General features: G+C 60.9%; 23 protein-coding genes and 1 riboswitch. Of the genes, 11 read left to right on the top strand and 12 right to left on the bottom strand.

From position 1 onward, the window contains the following. The first annotated feature begins 106 nt into the window (after positions 1-106). From PQU92_RS04520 to cydX, 3 genes are all read left to right on the top strand, one after another. Positions 107-1,693, top strand: a complete 1,587-nt coding sequence (locus PQU92_RS04520; RefSeq protein WP_272747013.1) for a cytochrome ubiquinol oxidase subunit I — start codon at positions 107-109, stop codon at positions 1,691-1,693. 12 nt (positions 1,694-1,705) lie between these two features. Then, positions 1,706-2,866, top strand: coding sequence for a cytochrome d ubiquinol oxidase subunit II (gene cydB, locus PQU92_RS04515; RefSeq protein WP_272747012.1), 1,161 nt, complete (start codon positions 1,706-1,708; stop codon positions 2,864-2,866). A gap of 129 nt (positions 2,867-2,995) precedes the next feature. Beyond that, positions 2,996-3,118 carry a cytochrome bd-I oxidase subunit CydX gene (cydX, locus tag PQU92_RS04510; RefSeq protein WP_272747011.1) on the top strand — a complete coding sequence of 41 codons (123 nt, stop codon included), beginning with the start codon at positions 2,996-2,998 and terminating at the stop codon, positions 3,116-3,118. A gap of 33 nt (positions 3,119-3,151) precedes the next feature. Here the strand turns inward: cydX and PQU92_RS04505 are convergent, their stop codons facing one another. Further along, positions 3,152-4,363 (bottom strand): polysaccharide biosynthesis protein, encoded by a 1,212-nt coding sequence (locus PQU92_RS04505; protein ID WP_272747010.1) that lies wholly within the window; start codon positions 4,361-4,363, stop codon positions 3,152-3,154. A 175-nt stretch (positions 4,364-4,538) separates the two neighbouring features. Between PQU92_RS04505 and PQU92_RS04500 the strand changes: the two genes are divergently transcribed. Genes PQU92_RS04500 through moaC form a run of 3 tightly spaced genes read left to right on the top strand, consistent with a single transcriptional unit; the run spans position 4,539 to position 5,739 of the window. Beyond that, the gene (locus PQU92_RS04500; protein ID WP_272747009.1) at positions 4,539-4,790 is read left to right on the top strand and encodes a MoaD/ThiS family protein; all 252 of its coding nucleotides are present in this window, start codon (positions 4,539-4,541) and stop codon (positions 4,788-4,790) included. A 2-nt stretch (positions 4,791-4,792) separates the two neighbouring features. Next, positions 4,793-5,269, top strand: coding sequence for a molybdenum cofactor biosynthesis protein MoaE (locus PQU92_RS04495; protein ID WP_272747008.1), 477 nt, complete (start codon positions 4,793-4,795; stop codon positions 5,267-5,269). Then, on the top strand, positions 5,266-5,739 hold the full coding sequence (gene moaC / locus PQU92_RS04490; protein ID WP_272747007.1) for a cyclic pyranopterin monophosphate synthase MoaC: 474 nt from the start codon (positions 5,266-5,268) through the stop codon (positions 5,737-5,739). The genes PQU92_RS04495 and moaC overlap by 4 nt, the downstream gene beginning before the upstream one ends. A 376-nt stretch (positions 5,740-6,115) precedes the next feature. On the opposite strand, the gene PQU92_RS04485 is transcribed toward moaC, so the two are convergent. Both PQU92_RS04485 and PQU92_RS04480 read right to left on the bottom strand, forming a co-directional pair. Beyond that, positions 6,116-7,990, bottom strand: a complete 1,875-nt coding sequence (locus PQU92_RS04485; RefSeq protein ID WP_272747006.1) for a TonB-dependent receptor plug domain-containing protein — start codon at positions 7,988-7,990, stop codon at positions 6,116-6,118. Positions 7,991-8,165: 175 nt separating this feature from the next. After that, positions 8,166-8,347: riboswitch (cobalamin riboswitch) on the bottom strand. A 183-nt stretch (positions 8,348-8,530) separates the two neighbouring features. Further along, entirely contained in the window at positions 8,531-9,094 is a 564-nt protein-coding gene (locus PQU92_RS04480) for a TetR/AcrR family transcriptional regulator (RefSeq protein WP_272747005.1), read from the bottom strand. Between the two features lie 165 nt (positions 9,095-9,259). Here PQU92_RS04480 and PQU92_RS04475 point away from each other — a divergent pair, with 165 nt between their 5' ends. Further along, complete coding sequence (locus tag PQU92_RS04475) at positions 9,260-9,979, top strand: SDR family NAD(P)-dependent oxidoreductase (protein ID WP_272747004.1); 720 nt, start codon at positions 9,260-9,262, stop codon at positions 9,977-9,979. A 39-nt stretch (positions 9,980-10,018) separates the two neighbouring features. Here the strand turns inward: PQU92_RS04475 and PQU92_RS04470 are convergent, their stop codons facing one another. From PQU92_RS04470 to PQU92_RS04455, 4 genes are read right to left on the bottom strand one after another with little or no spacing between them, the layout of a single operon-like run. Next, positions 10,019-11,053, bottom strand: a complete 1,035-nt coding sequence (locus tag PQU92_RS04470; RefSeq protein WP_272747003.1) for a sulfate/molybdate ABC transporter ATP-binding protein — start codon at positions 11,051-11,053, stop codon at positions 10,019-10,021. A 10-nt stretch (positions 11,054-11,063) separates the two neighbouring features. Further along, positions 11,064-11,909 (bottom strand): sulfate ABC transporter permease subunit CysW, encoded by an 846-nt coding sequence (cysW, locus tag PQU92_RS04465; RefSeq protein WP_272747002.1) that lies wholly within the window; start codon positions 11,907-11,909, stop codon positions 11,064-11,066. Next, entirely contained in the window at positions 11,906-12,799 is an 894-nt protein-coding gene (cysT, locus tag PQU92_RS04460; RefSeq protein WP_272747001.1) for a sulfate ABC transporter permease subunit CysT, read from the bottom strand. Before cysT ends, cysW begins: the two co-directional genes overlap by 4 nt. 12 nt (positions 12,800-12,811) lie before the next feature. After that, on the bottom strand, positions 12,812-13,852 hold the full coding sequence (locus PQU92_RS04455) for a sulfate ABC transporter substrate-binding protein (protein ID WP_272747000.1): 1,041 nt from the start codon (positions 13,850-13,852) through the stop codon (positions 12,812-12,814). Between the two features lie 341 nt (positions 13,853-14,193). Here PQU92_RS04455 and metC point away from each other — a divergent pair, with 341 nt between their 5' ends. Then, positions 14,194-15,360, top strand: a complete 1,167-nt coding sequence (gene metC, locus PQU92_RS04450) for a cystathionine beta-lyase (protein WP_272746999.1) — start codon at positions 14,194-14,196, stop codon at positions 15,358-15,360. A gap of 47 nt (positions 15,361-15,407) precedes the next feature. Here metC and PQU92_RS04445 read toward each other — a convergent pair whose 3' ends face one another. From PQU92_RS04445 to PQU92_RS04435, 3 genes are all read right to left on the bottom strand, one after another. Further along, complete coding sequence (locus tag PQU92_RS04445) at positions 15,408-16,085, bottom strand: TorF family putative porin (RefSeq protein WP_272746998.1); 678 nt, start codon at positions 16,083-16,085, stop codon at positions 15,408-15,410. An 89-nt stretch (positions 16,086-16,174) separates the two neighbouring features. Then, the gene (locus tag PQU92_RS04440) at positions 16,175-16,909 is read right to left on the bottom strand and encodes a TorF family putative porin (RefSeq protein ID WP_272746997.1); all 735 of its coding nucleotides are present in this window, start codon (positions 16,907-16,909) and stop codon (positions 16,175-16,177) included. 136 nt (positions 16,910-17,045) lie between these two features. After that, on the bottom strand, positions 17,046-17,990 hold the full coding sequence (locus PQU92_RS04435) for an NAD(P)H-dependent flavin oxidoreductase (RefSeq protein WP_272746996.1): 945 nt from the start codon (positions 17,988-17,990) through the stop codon (positions 17,046-17,048). 79 nt (positions 17,991-18,069) lie between these two features. On the opposite strand from PQU92_RS04435, the gene queF reads away from it, so the two are divergent. Further along, positions 18,070-18,531 carry a preQ(1) synthase gene (gene queF, locus PQU92_RS04430; protein WP_272746995.1) on the top strand — a complete coding sequence of 154 codons (462 nt, stop codon included), beginning with the start codon at positions 18,070-18,072 and terminating at the stop codon, positions 18,529-18,531. A gap of 41 nt (positions 18,532-18,572) precedes the next feature. Here queF and PQU92_RS04425 read toward each other — a convergent pair whose 3' ends face one another. Further along, positions 18,573-19,175: a hypothetical protein gene (locus tag PQU92_RS04425; protein ID WP_272746994.1), complete on the bottom strand. Its 603-nt coding sequence runs from the start codon at positions 19,173-19,175 to the stop codon at positions 18,573-18,575. A 294-nt stretch (positions 19,176-19,469) separates the two neighbouring features. Between PQU92_RS04425 and PQU92_RS04420 the strand changes: the two genes are divergently transcribed. Then, positions 19,470-19,925, top strand: a complete 456-nt coding sequence (locus tag PQU92_RS04420; RefSeq protein WP_272746993.1) for a hypothetical protein — start codon at positions 19,470-19,472, stop codon at positions 19,923-19,925. A gap of 77 nt (positions 19,926-20,002) precedes the next feature. Here the strand turns inward: PQU92_RS04420 and PQU92_RS04415 are convergent, their stop codons facing one another. Further along, the gene (locus tag PQU92_RS04415; protein WP_272746992.1) at positions 20,003-20,635 is read right to left on the bottom strand and encodes a nitroreductase family protein; all 633 of its coding nucleotides are present in this window, start codon (positions 20,633-20,635) and stop codon (positions 20,003-20,005) included. 76 nt (positions 20,636-20,711) lie between these two features. Here PQU92_RS04415 and PQU92_RS04410 point away from each other — a divergent pair, with 76 nt between their 5' ends. Then, positions 20,712-21,338, top strand: coding sequence for an NUDIX domain-containing protein (locus tag PQU92_RS04410; RefSeq protein ID WP_272746991.1), 627 nt, complete (start codon positions 20,712-20,714; stop codon positions 21,336-21,338). Positions 21,339-21,367 lie beyond the last annotated feature (29 nt).

Here is a 21,367-nt window from a genome sequence, read left to right as displayed (position 1 = left end):
TCTAACCGATTTCGGAAACAAGGGGTCTAAAAATCTGAGTGTCCGGGACAGCATGTCGCAGGCACGCACGACCAAAAGACCCTAATAACCCGAGGGATATATCTCAATGGATATGAGCACAGTCGACCTGTCGAGGCTGCAATTCGCCTTGACCGCGCTGTACCACTTTCTGTTCGTCCCGCTGACACTTGGCCTTTCCTTCATGCTGGTCATCATGGAAAGCGTCTATGTCCTCACGCGGCGCGAAATATGGCGCACCATCACCCGATTCTGGGGCACGCTGTTCGGCATCAATTTCGTGCTGGGCGTGGCCACCGGCCTGACCATGGAATTTCAGTTCGGCACGAACTGGTCCTATTACTCCCACTTCGTCGGCGATATCTTCGGCGCGCCTCTGGCCATTGAAGGCCTGATGGCGTTCTTTCTGGAGGCCACCTTCGTCGGCCTGATGTTCTTCGGCTGGGATAAGCTGTCGCGTCCGGCGCACCTGATGGTCACCTTCCTTGTGGCCTTGGGGACGAACCTGTCGGCACTGTGGATATTGATCGCCAACGGCTGGATGCAGAACCCGGTAGGGTCGGACTTCAACCCGGCCACCATGCGTATGGAAGTCACCGACTTCATGGCCGTGCTGTTCAACCCGGTCGCTCAGGCCAAGTTTGTCCACACCGTCTCGGCGGGCTATGTCTGCGCAGCGGTCTTCGTGCTGGCGGTCTCGGCCATCTACCTGCTCAAAGGCAAGTGGGTCTCCGTCGCCAAACGCTCGATGGCGGTGGCGGCGGCCTTCGGCTTAGCGTCGTCTTTGTCGGTCGTGGTGCTGGGCGACGAGTCCGGTTACGCGCTCACAGATAACCAAAAGATGAAGCTGGCGGCGCTGGAGGCCATGTGGGAAACCGAGCCGGCCCCGGCAGGCCTGACCTTGTTCGGCATCCCTAACCTCAAGACCCAGCATACCGATTACGAGGTGAAAATCCCCTATGTGCTGGGCCTGATCTCGACACGCTCGCTTGACCGTCCGGTCATCGGCATCCTTGAGCTGGTCGAGACGGCGGAGCATCGCATTGTATCGGGCATCGCCGCCTATGATGCGGTGGAAAAGCTCAAAGTGAACGAAAACGATCTGGCCGCCCGCGCACAGTTCGAAGCGCACAAGCGCGACCTCGGCTACGGTTACCTGCTGAAGCGCTACGTCGCCGATCCGCGCACCGCCGACGCGGCCCTGATCCAGAAGGCGGCTCTGGACACCGTTCCCAACGTCCCGGTGATGTTCTGGGTCTTCCGTCTCATGGCCGGTTTGGGCCTGTTCATGATCGGGGTGTTTGCGCTGGCCTTCCTGCTGGTGACCCTGCGCAAGGCCGACAACCGCTGGTTCCTGCGGCTCTGCGTGCTGGCCCTGCCCATGCCGTGGATCGCCATCGAAGCCGGATGGATACTGGCCGAAATCGGGCGTCAGCCGTGGGCCGTCGAAGGCGTTCTGCCGACCTTCATGGGGGCATCGAGCCTCACCAAAGGCCAGATATGGCTGACCATTGCAGGCTTTACGGCGCTCTACGGGACGCTGGCGGTCATCGAGGTCAAGCTGCTGCTCAAGACGATCAAAACCGGCCCATATGCGTCGAAGTTCGGACGCATGCACGACGCGGAAGAGGCCAGCCCGCTGGAAACCGGCACCCTGTCCGGCCCGGCAGAGTAAGGAGTAAAAACTATGGAACTCCCAATCGACTATATGACGTTACGCGTGATCTGGTGGGGGCTGATCGGCGTCCTGCTGGTCGGGTTCGCCATCATGGACGGCTATGCGCTGGGCACCTTGGCCAGCCTGCCGTTCATTGCCAAAACCGACGAAGAACGCCGGGCGGTGATCAACACCGTTTCGGCCACCTGGGAAGGCAATCAGGTGTGGCTGATCCTCGGCGGCGGCGCCATCTTCGCCGCGTGGCCGTTCGTGTATGCCGTCTCCTTCTCCGGCTTTTATCTGGCCATGTTCCTCGTCCTGTCGGCCCTGATCCTGCGGCCCGTCGGCTTCAAGTATCGCTCGAAGCGTCCGGGCAAGGCATGGCGGCGGAATTGGGACTGGGCGCTGTTCGTCGGCGGTTTCGTCCCGGCGCTGGTCTTCGGCGTGGCGGTCGGCAATGTCCTGCAAGGCGCGCCGTTCAGCCTCGACAGCGATCTGCGCATCACCTATCACGACCTGTTCCTCGGCGGTCTGCTGGGCCTGTTCAGCCCCTTCACCGTGCTGTGCGGCCTGACGTCGGTGGCCATGTTGCTGGTGCAGGGTCTGACCTGGGTGTCGCTTAAGATCGAAAAGGGCGAGGTTCGCGACCGCGCCATCCGTTGGGCGACCTTTGCCGGGATCGGGGTGATCGTCCTCTATGCGCTGGGTGGTCTGTTCCTCGCCTTCGGTGACCTCGGTTACAAGGTGCTGGATGCGGTGGCCGTGGACGGCCCATCGAACCCGACCCGTGGCGAGGTGGTGCGTGAAGCGGGCGCGTGGCTCGTCAACTACGGCAAGTATCCGTGGATGATGGCGGCACCGGTGCTTGGCTTTGCCGGTACAGCTCTGACGCTGGTGGCTTTGCGCTTCAAGGCCGATCCGTGGGCCTTCATCGCCGCGTCGCTGGCGGTGTTCGGCATCATCGGCAGCGTCGGATTGTCGATGTTCCCGATCATCCTGCCGTCGTCGATCGATGCCCATTCCAGCCTTCTGGTATGGAACGCGTCAAGCTCGCACTCGACCCTGTTCACGATGTTGCTGGTGACGGTGGTCTTCCTGCCGATCGTCCTGCTCTATACGGCGTGGGTCTATAAGGTGCTGTTCGGCCGGATCGAGATCAAGCAGTTAAAAACCAATCCGGATCTCTACTAGGACCATGAGGGAAACCAAGGTTTCCCTCATGGGCTCCCTTCCTCACTATGGAGAAAAATTTCTCGGGGCGGCCCGTCGAAATTTTTCACATCTTTCTTGAGCCTGACGATGTCAGGCAAGGAGTTGAAAATGTGGTATTTTACTTGGGTTCTGGGCTTGGGCCTTGCGGTAACCTTCGGCATTCTGAACGGTATTTGGTTCGAGTTCCTGACCGAAGACGATGCCGACGCGGAAGACCCGTATCAAAACTAAAATATCCCCGCTGGCGACAGCGGGGATATTTTTTTAAACCTCTTCCGTCTGAGCCGCGCGCGCCGGGTGGTCTCGCAGAGTCTTCACGAAGCGGAAGACCTGCGCCTTGACGAACAGATCCTCGCCCTGTTCGGCGAGGGTAAACAGTTCGCTCATGGCGTCGGCCGAAAGATGCAAATCCATATGCTGGTTCATGACCTTGAATATGCCCGGCCTCAGCGGCTCGCGGATTTCGTTGTCGTCCAGCAGCGCCTCGGTGATCTTTTCGCCGTCGCGCAGACCGGTCAGGACGATCTTGATATCCTTGTCGACCTTGAGGCCGTACATCTCGATCATGTTGCGCGCCAGATCGTAGATTTTGATCGGCGACCCCATCTCCAGAATATACAGGCTCGATTTCTCGGTCGCATTGGTCGCGTTGTGCATGGCGGCGGTCATGACCAGTTGCACCGCTTCATAAATCGTCATGAAGAAGCGTTCGACCGCCGCGTCGGTGAGCGTGATCGGCCCGCCGCGTTCGATCTGCGTCCGGAACAGGGGCACCACCGACCCGGTCGAGCCCAGCACATTGCCGAAGCGCACGACGCAGGCCTGATTGAGATGGCCCATCTGCGACGAGATCAGATGTTCGGCCAGACGCTTGGTCGCCCCCATCATCGAGGCCGGAGCCACCGCCTTGTCCGACGAGATGAGCACCAGTTGCTTCACATTGGCGGCCCGCGCCGCGTCGATGACATACTGCGTGCCCATGACATTGGTCAGGACGCCCTCGGACGGATTGATCTCGACCATCGGCACGTGCTTGAGCGCGGCGGCGTGGAAGATGACGTCAGGCCGCTGATCGACGAAGATAGCTTCAAGCCGTGCCTTGCGCCGGATCGAACAGAGGATCGGCGTGACTTCGAGCTTATGGCCCGGCTTGCCGAATTCGTAGCGCAGGGATTGTTCGACGTCGTAGAGCGCCAGTTCGGAGTGATCGATCAGGATAACGTGCGCCGCCCCCAGATGCAGGGCCTGACGGGCGATTTCCGAGCCGATCGACCCGCCACCGCCGGTGATCAGGATGCGTTTGCCGGCATAGAAGCCGCGCAGAGCGTCGTGATCCAGATGGACCTGCGGCCGGTGCAGCAGGGATTTGTACGAAATCTGATCGTTGGGATCAGCCAGGGACAGCTTGACATTGCGGCGCCCCAGCAATCCCGACTTGGCCAAAAAACGTAAAATACGATAGTTAAAAATGGCCATTCGGTCTAAAACCACCCCGTTGCGGGGTTCTCAGTAAAAATCATGCACGCCCCCCGTGCCGCCGGACACTGCCGCTTGTCAGATGTCTGACCTACAGTTTACAGCTTTTTGTCAAAAAGAAATAAGGTAATTTCGTCATGCCGGTTTTTCCTTCACAGATTTCGCTGACAAAGTGATGACGGTCGACATACTCTTTTTCGGCAAGGTGGCCGACAAGGCCGGGATACGCCAGTTGAAGATGGAGCTCTCCGATACCGGTGGATCGTTGCTGGCCCTGCGCGACAAGGCCTTGGGAACTGTATTCGCGGCGGGCGGTCTGGACGCGACCCAGGTGCAGATGAGTGTAAATCAGGTTCGCGTGACCGGGGATATGCCGCTGAGTGACGGGGACGAAGTGGCGTTCTTTTCGGCCTTTTCGGGCGGGTGAGCATGGCGGCGATCGAAACCCTGCTGTTACAGGAGGCGCTGGACGGTCAGGCGCTCTATGCGCGCTTCATCGCGGCGAATCGTTTATCGGGTGCGCTGGTCAGCTTTTCCGGGCGGGTGCGCGACACAAGCGCTACGGGTGCGGTTTCGCACCTGTATCTCGACTGGTATCCCGGCATGACCGAACGGAGTCTGGCCGATATTGCGGCAGCGGCGGCGGACCGTTTCGAGGTCGAGGCCCTGCTGGTGGCGCATCGCTGCGGCGAGGTGCGGGCAGGTGAGGAGATCGTTTTCGTGGCGGCGGCGTCCGCGCATCGTCGGGCGGCGTTTGAGGCGGCGGATTACCTGATGGATCGCCTGAAGTCCGAGGCGGCACTGTGGAAGCGCGAAGTGGGCACGACTTTGGAAGGGGGGGGCTTCGACGACTGGATCGAGCCGACCCAAAAAGACAGTGCCGATTTGAAGAGGTGGAACCCGTGACGGAAAAATCGCTTTCACACGTCGGCCACGACGGTCGCGCCCATATGGTCGATGTCGGGGACAAGGCCGTGACCCAACGCGTGGCGAAGGCCGTCGGGCGGCTGGTCTGTCTGCCTGAAACGCTGGCCATCGTCCGTGACGGCAAGGCCCCGAAGGGGGCGGTGGTGGCGACCGCTGAGATCGCGGGGATCATGGCGGCGAAAAAGACGGCGGAGCTTATCCCGCTCTGCCATCCGCTGAGCCTGTCGAAGGTGTCTTTGACGATTGAGGCGGACGAGACACTGCCGGGGTTTCATATCGTCGCCGAAGTCAAGACGACGGGGCAGACGGGGGTCGAGATGGAAGCCCTGACGGCGGTGTCCGTGGCGGGACTGACGCTTTACGACATGCTCAAGGCGGTCGATAAGACCATGCGGATCGAGGGGGTCGAGGTCGTCGCCAAACGGGGCGGGAAGGCCGATTTCGGCTAAAAGCGCGTCTAAAAGCCCTTGTCTCGTGGAAAAGAGGGGCCGCGGTACGCTTGGGTGAGGATTGTACAACGCGGCCCGTTTTACAGTTTACTAGCCTCAGGCCGGAATGCGAAAACCGGCGGAGGCGGGAGCTACGCAGCGGTCGGGCCAACGACGCTGCGGAGGAGACGGAAGGAACACACCGTCAAAATACAACCTAAGCGTAATTCGTGAATCCGGGGTTAATGAGATTATCCCCGGTTGATTTTTGTTTCGCCTTTGAAAAAAAGCCGCAACCTCATGGGGAGAGGCTGCGGCTCAAGGCAAAAGTTGATCACGTGCAATACAGGGGAAGGATAGGGTGATTGCACCTTACCACAACCCCTGATCGGGGGGATTAAAAGACGTTTGCGCGGACCCCGACCCACAGGCGACGGCCCGGCGTGCCGTAATCGGCGGCGGTTTCATAGTCTTCGTCGGTCAGGTTTTCGACTCGACCGAACACCGTGACCCGCTCATTGATCGCCCACGCGGCACGCAGATCGGCCAGGGTGTAGCTGTTCAGTTGACGCGTCGAGAAGGCCGATTCCGTCGTCTTGCCCGCATAGCGCAGGCCCAGGCTGACGTTCAGCGCCGGGGTGATATCCTGCGTCACATCGACATTGGCCAGATCGCGCGGACGGCGCGGCAGCTTGGCGCCGGTCAGGTCGTTTGTCGACGTGACGTGGCTGTAGTTGGCGCGGAGATGCGTGGACGCGGTCAGGTCGCCGACATATTCCAGTTCGACGCCTTCGGCCTTGGTCCGGGCGATATTGTCGTAGAAGCCGAACGGGCGCGTCGGGCACAGCGGATGCGTCGAGCCGAAGCACGAAGCGAAGTCGATCTGGTTTTCCGTCTTACGCGCAAAGGCCGTCAGGCTCAGGCGGGCGTTTTGCGCCGGCAGGAAGTAGTCGAGGCCGATTTCACCGCTGTCGGCCTTTTCGGCTTTCAGGTTGGTGTTGCCGTATTCGCTGTAGAGCTGGTACAGGCTCGGCGCCTTGAAGCCCTGACCGAGGCTGCCGCGCAGGACGAGGTTGTCCGCTGCACGGTAGCTGGCCGACAGATGGCCGATGGTTTGACCGCCGAAGCGCGAATGGTCGTCGTAACGGACGCTGCCGGTGACGTTGAAAGCCTCCGTAAAGTCATGCGACACCTGAACGAAGGCGCTGTCCAGCGTGGCGTCGCGCGATAGAACCGGGCCGCCGAAGGACGAATACTCGATTTCGGATTTTTCCTGCGTCGCGCCGAAAACGAAGCGCGTCGTATCCGACAGTTTCGCGGTGCCGGTATAGTCCACCGTCGTCACCTTGCCGCGGCCGTTGAGCGTTTCGAAATTCGTGCCGTCGTAGTCATGGCGCTCGGTGTCGGTGCGGCTGACCGACAGGGCGTGGGTGACGGTTTCGCCCTTATACTGATAACCAAGGCTGTAGAGGCCTTCGTTCGTGTTGCCGTAGTCCTTCGTGTCGCCAAAGGCGTAGGTCGGCGGCGCAAAGCCGTCGTAATCGTTGTGGCTGCGGGTCTTTGCGGCGCGGAGTTTCAGGCTGTGGGCGTCGCTGAGCTTGTAGTCGAGCGCCACGCGGACGTGGTTCTGTGTGAACTTGTCGGTTTCCGCGCCATATCTGTAGGCTGAAACATTATCGTCGCCCAGATAGGCCGCGAAGACGCGCCACGACAGCTTATCATAGGTGCCGCCGATCCCGGCGCGGATGGCGCCATAGGCTTCGCCGCCTTCGACCGAGACGTCGCCCGACAGCTCATCGGTGGCCTGAACCGTGGTCAGATTGACCGTGGCCCCCAGCGCGCGCGAGCCCCACAGGGTTGACAGTGGGCCGCGCACGACTTCGATACGGCTGATGTCGCCGGTGGTCAGCAGACCGGCATTGAGGCCGCCACCGATCTGGGTCGGGTCGGCCAGGCGGATGCCGTCGAGGATATAGAGGGTGTGATCGCCCTCGGCGCCGCGGATGCGCAGATTGGCCACGGTGCCCAGCCCGCCGTTCTGCGAAATCGTCGCCGACGGGGTGGTGGCGATCAGGTCGACGACGGACAGGGATTGCTTGTTGCGGATGGTCTCGGCGTCGAGCACATCGACGCTGACGCCGGATTTGATGACCGGCGTCGGCGCGCGCGTGGCGGTGATGATGATCTCTTTGGGGTTTTCAGCGTCGTCCGCCAGAACCGGCGAGGCGAGGAGGGCGGCGAACGAGACGCCGGTGAGGAGCGATTTCAGCAAGGTATCAACCTTCATAGAACACAGGACGAGCGCACCGTCTCCGGCGTGCACATATCCGAGACGCCTTATGTATATCCGAAAAGTGGAAGCCACTTTTCGGCATAAGGCTGGAGATCGTCTCTGAGGAAGGCCTTTGGGGAAGGCTTATCCGCTCTTGTGGCACACCCCGACCACGCGAAGGACGACAGCAGCGGCAGGTCTCCTGACTTGCGTCTCGAACGCATCCTCCGCCTTCCCGGTTGGACCAGTGGCCTGTAGAGGATACTCGACGCTTACAGTTGCGGGGACAGTGCGGACATCTCATCCGCTTCCCTATTAAGCCACATCGCTGCGGCACCGGTTGCACATGGCGGCAGGTAGGGCGGAGAGGCGGGTGCGTCAAGCCTTTGGTTGTATTGTAATGAGGATAGGAAGCCGGTGTGACACGAATACCCCCCTCTCCCTGAGGGAGAGGGCTGGGGTGAGGGGGAAAGGGTTGGACCGAGCGCATAATTGGCATTTCCCCCTCACCCGGCTTCACTTCGTACGCCACCCTCTCCCTCAAGGGAGAGGGAAAGATAGCAACACCCGCAATATCCCTTTCGCCGTATCGAACGGTTTAGCACTGCGGCTGGCCTGAGCGGCGACGACCGCGCCGTTGAACAGCACCATGGCTTGCGCCGTCAGGGTGTCGGGGTCCGGATGCCCGGTCATCTCGCAAAACGCGCGCATCAGGCCGTTCATATCGGCCATCATGGCTTCCGACGCCGCCTCGATCTGAGCGTTGCGGCAAGCATATTCCAGCTTGGCCGACACCGCGAAACAGCCGCGGAAACAGCCCTCAGTGAATTTCGCCTGACGCACGTCGAACAGCGCGATCAGGCGGCCCTTCGGATCGGGGCTGACGCGTTCGACCTCGGCGCGCAGCAGCGGGATGACGTTCACGCGATAATGCTCAACCAGTTCGGCAATCAGCACCTCTTTTGAGGGGAAGTACTTATAGAGGGTGCGCTTGGAAATGCCCGTATCGGCCATGATCGCATCGACGCCGGTATTGAAGCCCTGATCGTAAAAGAGCTCGAAGGCGTGGTCGATAATATCCTGTTTCTTCTGCATTTTACTCATGACGGATCACTCTGACGGCAAGGTTCGGGACGCGCAGGCGTCAAAAATCGAAAATATTTCTAGCACAGGCGCTTGCAAAAGTAAACAGAACGGTTTACATCGGCGTTATGTAAACAGATCGGTTTACTTTTCGAGTTTCAAATCCCAAAGCCCAAGGAGGCTCCCATGTCGCTTTCCAACCAAGTTATCGTCGTTACCGGCGCCAATCGCGGCATCGGCGCCGCCACGGTTCGTGAACTTCTGACCCGCGACGTCAAGAAAATCTATGCCGCCGCGCGCAACACCGCCTCGCTGCCGGACTTCAACGACCCGCGCGTTGTGCCGCTGACGCTCGACATCACCAATGACGCTCAGGTCAAGGCCGCCGCCGAGACCGCCAGCGACGCCGACGTCATTCTCAACAATGCCGGCACGGCCATCTTTACCGACGTCCTGAACAGCCCGCTGGAAGAGATCGGCAGTGATTTCAACGCCAATCTGTATGGCACGCTGCGCGTCATGCAGGCCTTCGCGCCGAAGCTGGTCGCCAGGGGTTCCGGCACCATCGCCAATGTGATCAGCGTCGTGGGCCTCGTCGCCGTCGCCTCACTGGGTGGCTATTCGGCCTCGAAGGCCGCGCTTCTGTCGGTCACGCAGTCGGCCCGTGCGGGTCTGAAAGACACAGGCGTCAAGGTTCTGGGCATCTTCCCCGGCCCGATCGACACCGATCTGGCCCGCGACATTCCGCTGGAAAAAGCGACGCCGGAAACCGCCGCGGCCCGCATTGTAGCGGGTCTGGAAGCGGGTGAAGAATACATCTTCACCGATCCCGTGTCGGACCATATCGGCCACACCTGGCGGACCAATGCCCCGGGTCTCGAAGCGGCCATGTCGGGGGCGGAGTAAGGCGTATTCTCCCTCTCCCTTAAGGGAGAGGGATATTTTTTAGAACACATAGACCTTGCTGGGGCGCACGAAGACTGTGTCGCCCAGCTTGAGGTCGGAAGCTTCGGATTCGTGCGCGTGCTGGGTCTCGAAGACCTTACCATCAGGCGTTTGCAGTTCCAGACGTAGGCTCGATCCGGCGGGCAGGAGCGACAGGACCTTTGCCTCGAAACCGGGGCCGGTCGGCGACAGTTGCGCATCGAACGGGCGAAAGCGTACGGTCTGCGCGCCCGACAAAGCCTTGGGGCTGACGGCGGGGGCGGTGAAGCCGTCGAACGATGCCACGCCGTCGCTGACGGTGGCGGGGACTTCGTTGGACGTCCCCAGAAACTCGAACACAAAGGCCGATTGTGGATGGCGGTAAAGCTCCAGCGGCTTGCCGATCTGTTCGATCTGGCCGTCTTTCAGCACCACCACGCGGTCGGCGAGGTCGAGCGCCTCTTCCTGATCGTGGGTGACGAAGATGGTGGTGACGCCGGTCTCGTCGTGGATCTTGCGCAGCCAGCGGCGCAGGTCCTTGCGCACCAGCGCATCGAGCGCGCCGAAGGGTTCATCGAGCAGCAGCATACGCGGCGAGATGGCGAGGGCGCGGGCGAGCGCCACGCGCTGACGCTGACCGCCGGACAACTGGCTGGGGTAGCGTTTGCCGAGGTCTTCGAGCTGGATCAGTTTTAAAAGACGCTGCACGGTTGCGGCGATTTCGGCCTTCGACGGGCGCTCCTTGGCGGGGCGGACATTGAGGCCGAAGGCGATGTTCTGCGCCACGGTCATGTGACGGAACAGGGCGTAGGACTGGAACACCATGCCGATGCGGCGGTCGCGCGCCGACAATTTCAGATAGTCCGCGCCATCGAATTCGACCGAACCGGTATCGGGCTGATCGAGTCCGGCCAGCAGACGCAGCAAGGTCGTCTTGCCGGAGCCCGACGGACCGAGCAAAGCCAGGAACTCTCCCGGTTCGGCCTGAAACGACACGTCGTTGAGCGCCGCGAAGTCGCTGAAGCATTTGGTGATATTTTTGACGACTAAGGACATGGAAATTCAATCAGTGTCTGCGATGGGCGGCCAGTTCGTCGGCGAAGCGCCATTCGAGCAGCGATTTCAGAACAAGGGTGACGAGGGCGAGACCGGCGAGCAGGGTGGCGGCGGCAAAGGCCCCCACGCTGTCGTATTCGTTATACAGCACCTCGATATGCAGGGGCAAAGTGTTGGTCAGGCCGCGGATGTGGCCCGATACGACGCTGACGGCACCGAATTCGCCCATGGCGCGGGCCGTACAGAGCAGGACGCCGTAGGTCAGGGCCCATTTGATATTGGGGAGGGTGACTCGGAAGAAGACGTCCCAGCCTGAGGCGCCCAGAGTCACCGCAGCGATTTCCTCGTCGGTGCCCTGATCCTGCATCAGCGGGATAAGTTCGCGCGCTACGAAGGGCAGGGTGACGAGGATGGTAGCGATGACCAGCCCCGGCAGGGCGTAGATGATCTTGATGTCATTGGCTTGCAGGAACGCGCCGAACCAGCCGTGCGCCCCGAACAGCAGCACCCAGACGATGCCCGAAATGACCGGCGAGATGGTGAAGGGCAGGTCGAGGATCGACAGCAGCAGCCCCTTCAACGGGAAGTCGAAGCGCGTGAAGCACCACGCCGCTGCGATGCCGAACACGGCGTTGAGCGGCACGGCGATGGCGGCGACCAGAAGCGTCAGACGAATGGCGCTCAGGGCGTCGGGCTGAACGATCGACGACAGATAAGGGGCCACGCCCTGCTTGAAGGCTTCGGCCAGCACATTGACCAGCGGCAGCAGGATGACCAGCGCCATCCACAGAACCGCAAACGCCAGCAGGACGAAGGCTGGAAAGGACTTGGGAGCTTCGGGGGCACGAACCTTCATGCGCGGCCTCGTTTCGACAGCAGCAACTGAATGCCGTTGATCACCAGCAGGCTGAGGAACGACAGGGCGAGCATGGCGACTGCGACGGCGGCGGCCCCGGCATAGTCGAACTCTTCCAGCTTGATGACGATGAGCAGCGGTGTGATTTCCGACACGAAGGGCATATTGCCGGCGATGAAGATGACCGAGCCGTATTCGCCGACGGCACGGGCGAAGGCCAGCGAGAAGCCGGTCAGCAGCGCGGGCAGCAGCGACGGCAGGATGACGCGAATGGCGGTCTGCATCGGCGAGGCGCCGAGCGTCTGGGCGGCTTCCTCGACCTCGGCGTCGAATTCGGCCAGCACGGGTTGCACCGAACGCACGATGAAGGGCAAACCGACGAAGATCAGGGCGACGAAGATGCCGAGCGGCGTATAGGCGATCTTGATACCGAGCGGTGCAAACAGGCTGCCGATCCAGCCATTGGCCGCATACATCGAACAGAGCGACACCCCGGCGACTGCGGTCGGCAGGGCGAAGGGCAGGTCGACCAGCGCATCGAGCAGGCTCTTGCCGGGGAACTCATAGCGCGTCAGCACCCACGCAACCACCAGCCCGGCGAACAGGTTGACGACGGCGGCGGCGAACGCCGTGCCGAAGGTTAGGCGCAGCGAGGCGACGACGCGCGGATCGCTGATCGCCTGCCACACGCCGTCGAGGCCATGCTCCCACGGCCGCGCCAGAAGCGCCGCCAGCGGTATCAGGACGATCAGCGACAGATAGGTGATGGTGATGCCCAGCGACAAACGAAACCCGGGCAGGACCCGGGCCTTGTGCGTCGCTTTCGGCGGCTTGTACCCTTCCGTCACAAACGGAGGCGCGCCCGCATCTCGGGTAGCGTCGGTCGTCATTGTCACTCTGGGTTACTTGTTGATGCGCGCTTGCAGCTTGTCGAAGGCCGCGCCCGCCGCGAAGAAGTCCGCATGGGCTTTCTTCCAGCCGCCGAAGTCGGTGTCCACTGACAACAGGGGCAGTTCCGGGAACTTATCCGTGAACCCCTTCCCGATTTCGGGATTGGCCGGGCGGTAATGGTATTCGGCGACCAGCTTCTGTGCCTCGTCCGAGAACAGGCCTTCCAGATAGGCGGTGGCCAGTGCCTTGGTGCCCTTCTTCTCGACGTTCTTATCGACCACGGCGACGGGTGGTTCGGCGCGGATCGACCACGACGGATAGACGACCTCGAAGCCTTCGGCGGCGCTGTCCTTCAGGGCCAGCAGCGCCTCGTTTTCCCAAGCCAGCAAGACGTCGCCCTGACCGCGCTGGACGAAGGTCGTCGTCGAACCGCGCGCCCCGGTGTCCAGCACCGGCACGTTGCGGTAAAGCTGCTCGATATAGGCCTCGGCCTTGGCGACATCGCCGGCATTGGCCTTCAGCGCCCAGCCGTAGGCCGCGAGATAGTTCCAGCGCGCCCCGCCCGAGGTCTTGGGGTTCGGGGTGATGACGCCGATGCCCGGCTTGACCAGATCGCTCCAGTCCTTGATCGCCTTGGGGTTACCCTTGCGGACCAGGAACACGATGGTCGAATAGTAGGGCGTCGAATTGTACGGCAGACGCTTGGCCCAGTCGGCGGCGATCAGGCCTTTTTCGGCAATCGCGTCGATATCGTGGGCCAGAGCCAGCGACACCACGTCGGCCTCAAGGCCTTCGATGACGGCGGTGGTCTGCTTGCCCGAGCCGCCGTGGCTCTGGTTGACGGTGACCGGGCGCTCAGCCGTCGTCGCGAACAGCTTGTTGTAGGCGACGTAGAATTCGCGCGTCGGATCGTAGGAGACGTTGAGCAGCGTCGTCGCCGCCCCCTTGCCCGCACTGCCGCAGGCGGCGAGCGACAGGGCCGAACCGGCCAGGCCCGTGGCGGCGGCGCCCTTGAGCAGCCAGCGGCGCGAAAGCGTAGTGCGGTCGGTCATCGAAATTCCCCGTCGTTGAATTAGGCGGTTATAAACGCAAAATAGTAGGAATTTAGATCACGTTCCGATCTTATCAGATCGGTACATGATCTAAATATTTTTGCTTGGTCGCGCATTTAATCCAAAAACCGTTTCACACTTTTTGGAATGCGCTCTGGATCGCGGTTACGCGACGCCAAAACCTAACGCATTTTCCCTCATATGCCAAATGCGGGCCTCAGGTCATGCGACGATTTCTCGGAATATCGATTAGCGCGGCTAAAGTGGTCGTTTTCGATTATGCGCTTGCCAATGTCGCCGTTTGGCGGCAAGCAGCCGTATACCATTTTGGATGACTGACCATGCGCGAAACCACCCGACTGACCTCCGCCACTTTCAACAAGCCCCGCAGCCGCCGCGCGGTCAATGTCGGCGTCGAACGCGGCTCGACCGTGCTGATGGAAAGCGCGGAAGTCCTCTATGATGACGACATCAAACCGACCTACGGCACCGAGGGCCTGTCGACCCAGCGCGAACTGTGTCGCCTGATTGCCGATCTCGAAGGGGCGCATGAGGCCTTCATCCTGCCGACCGGACTGGCGGCGCAGACCCTGCCGATCTTTGCAGCGCTGAAGGTCGGGGATCACGTACTGGCCGTCAATTCCGCCTATCGCCCGGTACGTCGGTTCCTCGACAGCCAGATGCAGCGCTATGGCATTTCGGTGACGTGGTACGCGCCGTCGTTGTCAGCCGAAGAGGTGCTGGCCCTCGCGCAGGATAACACCCGCCTGATCTATGTGGAAAGCCCGGGCTCTCTGACCTTCGAGATTCAGGATATCCCGGCGATTGCGAAACTGGCGAAGGCGCGCGGTATCCTGACCCTGTGCGACAATACCTATGGCGCCGGCGTGCTGTTCAAGCCGCTGGAACATGGCTGCGACTTCTCGATGCAGGCCCTGACCAAATATGTCGGCGGCCATTCCGACGTCCTGATGGGCTCGGTGGCGGTCAACGACCCGAAGCTGGCCAAGCTGATCTACGACGCCATCAAGGCCTGGGGCTTCTTCACGGGGGCGGATGAATCCTATCTGGCGATCCGTGGTCTGCGCACCCTGCACCTGCGTTTGCAGCGGTCGGGCGAGTCAGGGCTCAAAGTCGCCAGATGGCTGGAAGATCGTCCCGAAGTGCTACGCGTCGTCCATCCGGCGCTCGACAGCCACAAGGGCTCGGACGTTTTCAACCGCGATTTTACCGGGCCGAACGGCCTGTTCCTCGTCGTGCTGAAAGGCGACGGCGAGGCGACCTCGCACCGGTTCCTGAACGCGCTCAAACTGTTCGGGCTGGGCTTTTCTTGGGGCGGCTATGAGAGTCTGGCGGTCAATTGCGAACCGCAGTTTCTGGGGCGGCACAAGATCACGCCCGAAGACCACGCACCGCTAGAGGGCAGCTATGTGCGGCTCTATGTCGGCCTCGAAGACCCCGACGACCTGATCGCCGATATCGAACAGGCGCTGGTTCAGATCGCCTGAGGCCATACCTCCTCGTCAAAGACGGGGAGGTATGGAGCCTTCAAGTCCTAGAACTTGTGCACCAGTCCGAAGATCGTGCGGCCTTCGTAGCGTTCGCCGCGTTCGTGGTGGTCGGTGTCGTAATAGCGCAGATCTGCCGACAGCTTGTCCGTCACCGCATAGGTCACGCCGTAGTTCCACGCCAGATAGTCCGGCGCGTTTTCGGTCTGGCGTGTCGCCAGAGCTGCCGAGGCATTCCATTTGCCGTTCAGCTTTTGCGCCACGCCGATCTCGTACCAGTCGGCACGTTCGGCGGCTCCGAAGCCGTCCGGCGACATGATCAGGCGGCCCTTGACGGTGGTGTCGCCGAACTTGCGGCTCACCGTGGCGTCGAATTCGTAGATGTCGTTGTCGTAGCCGTTCGGGGCGTTGTCCTGAACGCGGTACAGGACAAAGACGTTATAGCTGTAATCGCCCTTCTTGCCTTTGTAACCGACATACGAATGGTTCTCGTTGGTGTGGCCGCCATTGGCGTAGATATTGAAGACCTTTAGCCCGGCATAGAGGCCCGACTTGGCGGCGACTTCGACGATGCCGGTATATTGCGGGTCGCCATCGGTCTGGCCGAGGCCCTTCGAGGTGCCCTGAGAGGCAACACCCAGACTTCCGGACAGTTTGAGGCCTTCGGCATGCGCGGCGGTGGTGGTGGCAAGGGCGCAGGCGCCGATCAGCAGGTATTTCAACATTTCAGACTCTACTCACATAACTTTCGGGGATGTCCCGTGAAAGCCATGTTACGTCAAAACCTGAAATATATAGTTAAGTGGTGGAAAGATTAGAATTTTTGCGTCAGGGACAGCACCAGGCGGTCGCCATGCACCTTGGAATAGTCTTTCGCGTCGGTGGTGTAATACCGCAGATCGAGGCCGGTTTTCTCTGTCATCGCATAGGCTGTGCCTAGGTTGAACGCCGTATAGTCGCGCGCAGGCTGGAGTCTGCGGATGCCGATGCCGCCGGACACCGTCCATTTGCTGGCGACCTTCTGCGCGACGCCGATTTCATAGTAACCGGCGCGTTTCGTCGTCCCCGACGAATCTGGCGACCAGATCGACAGGCCCTTCAGCGTCGTCTTGCCCCAGGTGCGCGACGCCTCGGTCTGCCATTCATAGAAGTCGTTATCGCTGCCGGAGCGGGCGCCGGTATTGACCTTGTAGATGATCTGGCTGTTGAGGTTGACCTGACCCAGTTTCCACTTGCCGCCGACGGCCAGACCGGACTGATGATCGCTGCCGTCCGAGCCCTTGTAATTCTTGTATCGTGCTGAGGCATAGAACCAGCCCCGTGTCGCCGTCACGGCACCACCGATCTGGCCGTTGCCTTGCGTTTCCGAAATGCCCTTGCTGGTCGAATCGGTGGCAACGGTCAATTGCCCGGACAGTTTCCAGCCGTGTGTGACCTGTTCCACCCACTCGTCCGACCAGTCGGCGATATAGTTTTCGCGCGGCTCTGCGGCCTGAGCGCTCAACGGCAGAACGGCGGTGACGGCGGCGACAAGGTAGCGGATGGACATGAGCATCTCTTTTGTCATCAAATCGATATGGAACTGTCACAAAACAGCATTAGGCGCGCTGTTATTACAGTTACATGACAGTTGTGTGACATTCCGTATCGTTTTTGCGCCTATTTAAGCCTATCGAACGGGCGGATTAGATGCTCATTGTCTCAAAGCATTCACGAGCAACAGCAAATTCGGCCTTCAGCCGCGCTACCAGTTCCGCCGTCGGCAAGATATCACGGATATTGCCCGTGCCTTGTCCGGCCGACCACAGGGTCTTCCACGCCTTGGCGTCGTCGCTCATCTCGTGGTCCATATCGATCTTCGTCGTCATGTCTTTGAGCATGTCTTTAGTGATGCCGTGGCTTTCCAGCGAGGGCAGCAGGAACGAGGCCGGGACACCGGAAATGGCCGGGGTATAGACGATGTCCTTCGCCGAGGACTGGGTCAGCATGGTCTTGTAGCCGTCGCTGGCCATGGCCTCATGTGTGGCAATAAAGCGCGTCCCCATATAGCCGAGGTCGGCCCCCATCATCACGGCGGCGGCGACGTCGGAACCGGTCGACAGGCACCCCGACAGGATAATCGTGCCGTCGAATATCTTGCGCACCTCACCCAGAAGCGCGAAGGGGTTGAGCGTCCCGGCGTGGCCGCCTGCGCCGTTACAGACGAGGATAAGCCCGTCGACCCCGGCGTCGGCGGCCTTTTCGGCATGGCGGACATTGACGATGTCGTGAAAGACCACGCCGCCATAGCTGTGGACGGCGTCGACCACGTCGCGCACGGCCCCCAGCGAGGTAATGACCAGCGGCACCTTCTTCTCGACGGTAACCATCATATCGGCCATCAGCCTTGAATTGGTGGGGTGGACGATCATATTCACCCCGAAACGGGCGTCATCGGGCGTCAGGGCCTCTTGAATTTGGTCGAGCCATTGCGCATAGCCTTCGGTGGTGCGCTGGTTCAGCGCCGGGAAGGTGCCGATCATGCCGGCGCGGCAGGTCTCAACGACCAGCTCCGGGCCGGAGACGAGGAACATCGGCGCGGCGATGGCGGGAAAGGTCAGGCCAGCCTTGAGGCTGTCGGGAATGGCCATGGTCGTTCTTGCCCTTAGGTAAATTGTTGTTATTGTTTGAGTATTGCTCAGTTCGAGCGGGAAGGGAAGGCGTTTTTCGATGGCGCATTATACGGATAATCTGACGCAGCTCGGTCAGCAGTTGGGCGCGCCGACGGACCCCGAAAGCGCGGTTCTGGAACGCGTGCCAAATCCGCACACCGATATCGACTATGTGGCGCGTTTCACGGCGCCGGAATTCACCTCGCTGTGCCCGGTGACCGGGCAGCCCGATTTCGCGCACATCGTCATCGACTACGTGCCGGGCGAGTGGCTGGTCGAATCGAAGTCGCTGAAACTGTTCCTGACCGCCTTCCGCAATCACGGGGCATTCCATGAGGACTGCACGATCTATATCGCCAAGCGCCTGCGCGATCTGCTGGAACCGCGCTGGCTGCGCATCGGCGGTTTCTGGTATCCGCGCGGCGGCATCCCGATCGACGTCTTCTGGCAGACGACCGAGCCTCCAAAAGGTGTGCTGGTGCCGGACTTCGGTGTCGCGACCTATCGCGGGCGGGGCTGATCTGACGTTCCAGACTCAAGGGCTCGGCTGGGGGGCGGATGTCATGTGGGCGTGGGCGGCGGAAACTTGTCCGGGAACCACGCCTGCAAATCGCATAGCGGCAGGGCGCGCAGTATGGCGGTCAGGCCTTCGCGGGTACAGCCCTTGGCGAGGCTGGCCTGCATACGGGGATGGGCGAGAAACTCTTCCATCCGCTCAGGCGGGATCAGGTCGACCGGACCGAAACGGGCGGGCGATACGAAGCCGACCTTAAGAGGTGCTTCGCCCTCGTCATCTTCTCCGCACTCATCCGCGTCGATTTCGGCGGCAGGCTGCGTCACGACGGGCAGGGTGATCTTTGGCAAGGGCGGCAGTTCGCCCTTGGCTTCCAGCCGGTCTTCCCACTGACGTTTGGCGTGATAGGAGACGCGCCCGACAATGGTTTCGGCGGCCAGTTTCGGGGCCAGCGCCTCGGCGGCATCGCAGCGCGCGAACAGGCGTTCGATGCACATGGCCATGCGGATGGCGTGGTCCAGCTCATCCATCTTTTTGGGATCGGCAAGGGTTTCGAGGCGGTCGAGCATCCGGTCGCCAAAGGCACGCAACCGCGCTCTTCGCAGATCGCGGATATTCCGTTCATCGGGCGTGGCGGGGTCTTGCGTCATGCGGATAAGCATGGGGCAAGTCTGGAGCGCGGGGATAAGTCTATTCTTGTGCCTCCCTGCATTTATGTGGGGTATAGCGCCAGCGAAAGTATAGCTTTCGCAAGCGATGGGACCGTGAGCGGAGCGAGCGGTGGTGGGGTGTCCTACCAAGTTTCAGCGGCCACTGTCGCCAGTAAGCAAGAACCCCCACCACCACATCTCGCTACTTTGTAGCTCGTGCGGTCCCCGTATGATTTGATGCGCGCTTGACGGGCGACATCCACGAGCGATAACTGACCTGAAGGAGGGGTGATCATGTCAGTGGGGAATCGTTGGTGGAAGCGAGGATTAGTGATCTATCTTTGCGGGGCCGTATCGGTCTTCGTCACCGTTCAGATTGAAAGCGCGCTGGTGGCGGCTGACCTTTTCAAGGCATGGTGGGATACGCCCATACTCTACGATTTGCGCGCCCAGATACTGGCCGCATTGATTTGGCCTATAGCCTTACTGCCCAGTTTTATCATTGCTGAAGCGATCGGCGCATACCGGCGCAAGCCATTCAAACCGTTGACCTATGCGGTTTACGCTATCGTCTTCTTTTTCATTCCTTTTGCGGAATGGATTTTGGCAATCCCGGTCGAACGTTTGAATGAACTCGTACCCAACGATCTGCTACGCGCGACGGTCATATACATAGGTATGGCCGTCGTCTCTGGTGCCATTGCCTTTGGTGTGCTGGGCATTTTCAGAAATATGCGCCATGCCGCGTGACGGGTAGAAATCGGGTGTAGGGCCAAAAACCAAGACTTGCGACCCTGCCCGCCGGAGGCCCTATTCTATTGAGACTCTTAGCCCTCCCAAAAACTCACGCGCTCGGCAAAATCCGGGCGGTCGCGTTCCAGCGGCGCTTCGGTCGGCGTGCCGAGGAAGATAAAGCCCGCCACCTCTTCGCCATCCTTCAGGCCGAGGATAGCCTTGGCCGCGGCATCGTAAGAATACCAGTCGGTGATCCAGTTGGTCCCATAGCCCATGGCCCCGGCGGCGATCAGCAGGTTCTGACACACCGCCATGGCCGAGCCGATCTGTTCCCACAGGGGGATCTTGTGCGGCTGGACGGGGGAATAGATGACCAGCAGGGCTTCGGGCGGGGTGGACAGTTTCAGAAGCGCGCCCGCCTGCGCCTTGTCGCCGCGCGCCTCGGCCAAAGCGCGCAGTTTGCCGACCAGAGCGGCCTTCGACTCTGGCGTGAAGCGCACGATGCGCCACGGGCCGATCTTGCCGTGGTCGGGGACGCGGAAACCGACCTTGATCAGCACCTCGATCTCGTCTTCGGAGGGGGCGGGCAGGCCCAGAGTTGGCGCCGGGGCCGAGCGGCGGTTGAGCAGTAGATCGAGCGTTTCCGTCGAAACCTTTGCCGGTAAGGGGGTGCCGAAGTCGATACGGGCGAGGTTCAGGGCGCTGAGATCGGCTTTGGCGGTCATGACGGGACTCTCGGTGAAAAAAACAGATGATCGACATATAGGACGTGCTATCGGATTTGGTAAGGAGAAATGCCTCATGACCATCGAACGCCCTTTACCGCCGTGGGACTCGGTCGAGCGTGACGCCCTGCGTCCGCGCTGGACCCGTGTGACGTCCGAGATCGCCTTTGAGACACCGTGGATCCGGGTCGAGCGCGCCGACGTTATCGCACCCACGGGTAAGCCGGGGCTTTACGGGCTGGTCCATTTCGCTAACCGGGCCGTAGGGGTTTTGCCGATGCACGACGACGGCACGGTGACTCTGGTCGGGCAGATGCGCTTTGCCTTCGACGCCTGGAGCTGGGAAATGCCCGAAGGCGGAGTGCCGTTCGGTGAGAGTCCACTCGATGGCGCCAAACGCGAACTACGTGAGGAAGCTGGCCTGATCGCCGCCCATTGGCAGGAAATTCTCAATTTCGACGTGACCAATTCGGTCGCTGACGAGGTCGCAGTTTGCTATTTGGCAACTGGTCTAACCGTTACCGAGGCCGAGCCCGACGATACCGAAAAGCTCGAAATCGTGCGCATTCCCTTCAAAGACGTGCTGGAAGCTGTTATAAAAGGGCAGATACGGGACTCCTTAACCGTTGCGACGGTATTACGGGTGTACCATATGGCGGTAACAGGCGCGCTGCCGGAAGCGCTGGCACGTCTGATTAAGTAGTAGGTCGCGCATCCGGCCCGAAAACCGGT

Origin of the sequence: Asticcacaulis aquaticus, assembly GCF_028550415.1 — a bacterium.
GTDB lineage: Bacteria > Pseudomonadota > Alphaproteobacteria > Caulobacterales > Caulobacteraceae > Asticcacaulis > Asticcacaulis aquaticus.
The sequence above is the reverse complement of the archived record's forward strand: the minus strand, read 5'-3'. Positions and strand labels throughout refer to the sequence as shown.

Bases quoted from the DNA above. Each gene is read 5' to 3' on its own strand.
- PQU92_RS04520 (WP_272747013.1), top strand. From the start codon at position 107: ATGGATATGAGCACAGTCGACCTGTCGAGGCTGCAATTCGCCTTGACC.
- cydB (WP_272747012.1), top strand. From the start codon at position 1,706: ATGGAACTCCCAATCGACTATATGACGTTACGCGTGATCTGGTGGGGG.
- cydX (WP_272747011.1), top strand. From the start codon at position 2,996: ATGTGGTATTTTACTTGGGTTCTGGGCTTGGGCCTTGCGGTAACCTTC.
- PQU92_RS04505 (WP_272747010.1), bottom strand. From the start codon at position 4,363: ATGGCCATTTTTAACTATCGTATTTTACGTTTTTTGGCCAAGTCGGGA.
- PQU92_RS04500 (WP_272747009.1), top strand. From the start codon at position 4,539: ATGACGGTCGACATACTCTTTTTCGGCAAGGTGGCCGACAAGGCCGGG.
- PQU92_RS04495 (WP_272747008.1), top strand. From the start codon at position 4,793: ATGGCGGCGATCGAAACCCTGCTGTTACAGGAGGCGCTGGACGGTCAG.
- PQU92_RS04480 (WP_272747005.1), bottom strand. From the start codon at position 9,094: ATGAGTAAAATGCAGAAGAAACAGGATATTATCGACCACGCCTTCGAG.
- PQU92_RS04475 (WP_272747004.1), top strand. From the start codon at position 9,260: ATGTCGCTTTCCAACCAAGTTATCGTCGTTACCGGCGCCAATCGCGGC.
- PQU92_RS04470 (WP_272747003.1), bottom strand. From the start codon at position 11,053: ATGTCCTTAGTCGTCAAAAATATCACCAAATGCTTCAGCGACTTCGCG.
- cysW (WP_272747002.1), bottom strand. From the start codon at position 11,909: ATGAAGGTTCGTGCCCCCGAAGCTCCCAAGTCCTTTCCAGCCTTCGTC.
- cysT (WP_272747001.1), bottom strand. From the start codon at position 12,799: ATGACGACCGACGCTACCCGAGATGCGGGCGCGCCTCCGTTTGTGACG.
- PQU92_RS04455 (WP_272747000.1), bottom strand. From the start codon at position 13,852: ATGACCGACCGCACTACGCTTTCGCGCCGCTGGCTGCTCAAGGGCGCC.
- metC (WP_272746999.1), top strand. From the start codon at position 14,194: ATGCGCGAAACCACCCGACTGACCTCCGCCACTTTCAACAAGCCCCGC.
- PQU92_RS04445 (WP_272746998.1), bottom strand. From the start codon at position 16,085: ATGTTGAAATACCTGCTGATCGGCGCCTGCGCCCTTGCCACCACCACC.
- PQU92_RS04440 (WP_272746997.1), bottom strand. From the start codon at position 16,909: ATGTCCATCCGCTACCTTGTCGCCGCCGTCACCGCCGTTCTGCCGTTG.
- PQU92_RS04435 (WP_272746996.1), bottom strand. From the start codon at position 17,990: ATGGCCATTCCCGACAGCCTCAAGGCTGGCCTGACCTTTCCCGCCATC.
- queF (WP_272746995.1), top strand. From the start codon at position 18,070: ATGGCGCATTATACGGATAATCTGACGCAGCTCGGTCAGCAGTTGGGC.
- PQU92_RS04425 (WP_272746994.1), bottom strand. From the start codon at position 19,175: ATGACGCAAGACCCCGCCACGCCCGATGAACGGAATATCCGCGATCTG.
- PQU92_RS04420 (WP_272746993.1), top strand. From the start codon at position 19,470: ATGTCAGTGGGGAATCGTTGGTGGAAGCGAGGATTAGTGATCTATCTT.
- PQU92_RS04415 (WP_272746992.1), bottom strand. From the start codon at position 20,635: ATGACCGCCAAAGCCGATCTCAGCGCCCTGAACCTCGCCCGTATCGAC.
- PQU92_RS04410 (WP_272746991.1), top strand. From the start codon at position 20,712: ATGACCATCGAACGCCCTTTACCGCCGTGGGACTCGGTCGAGCGTGAC.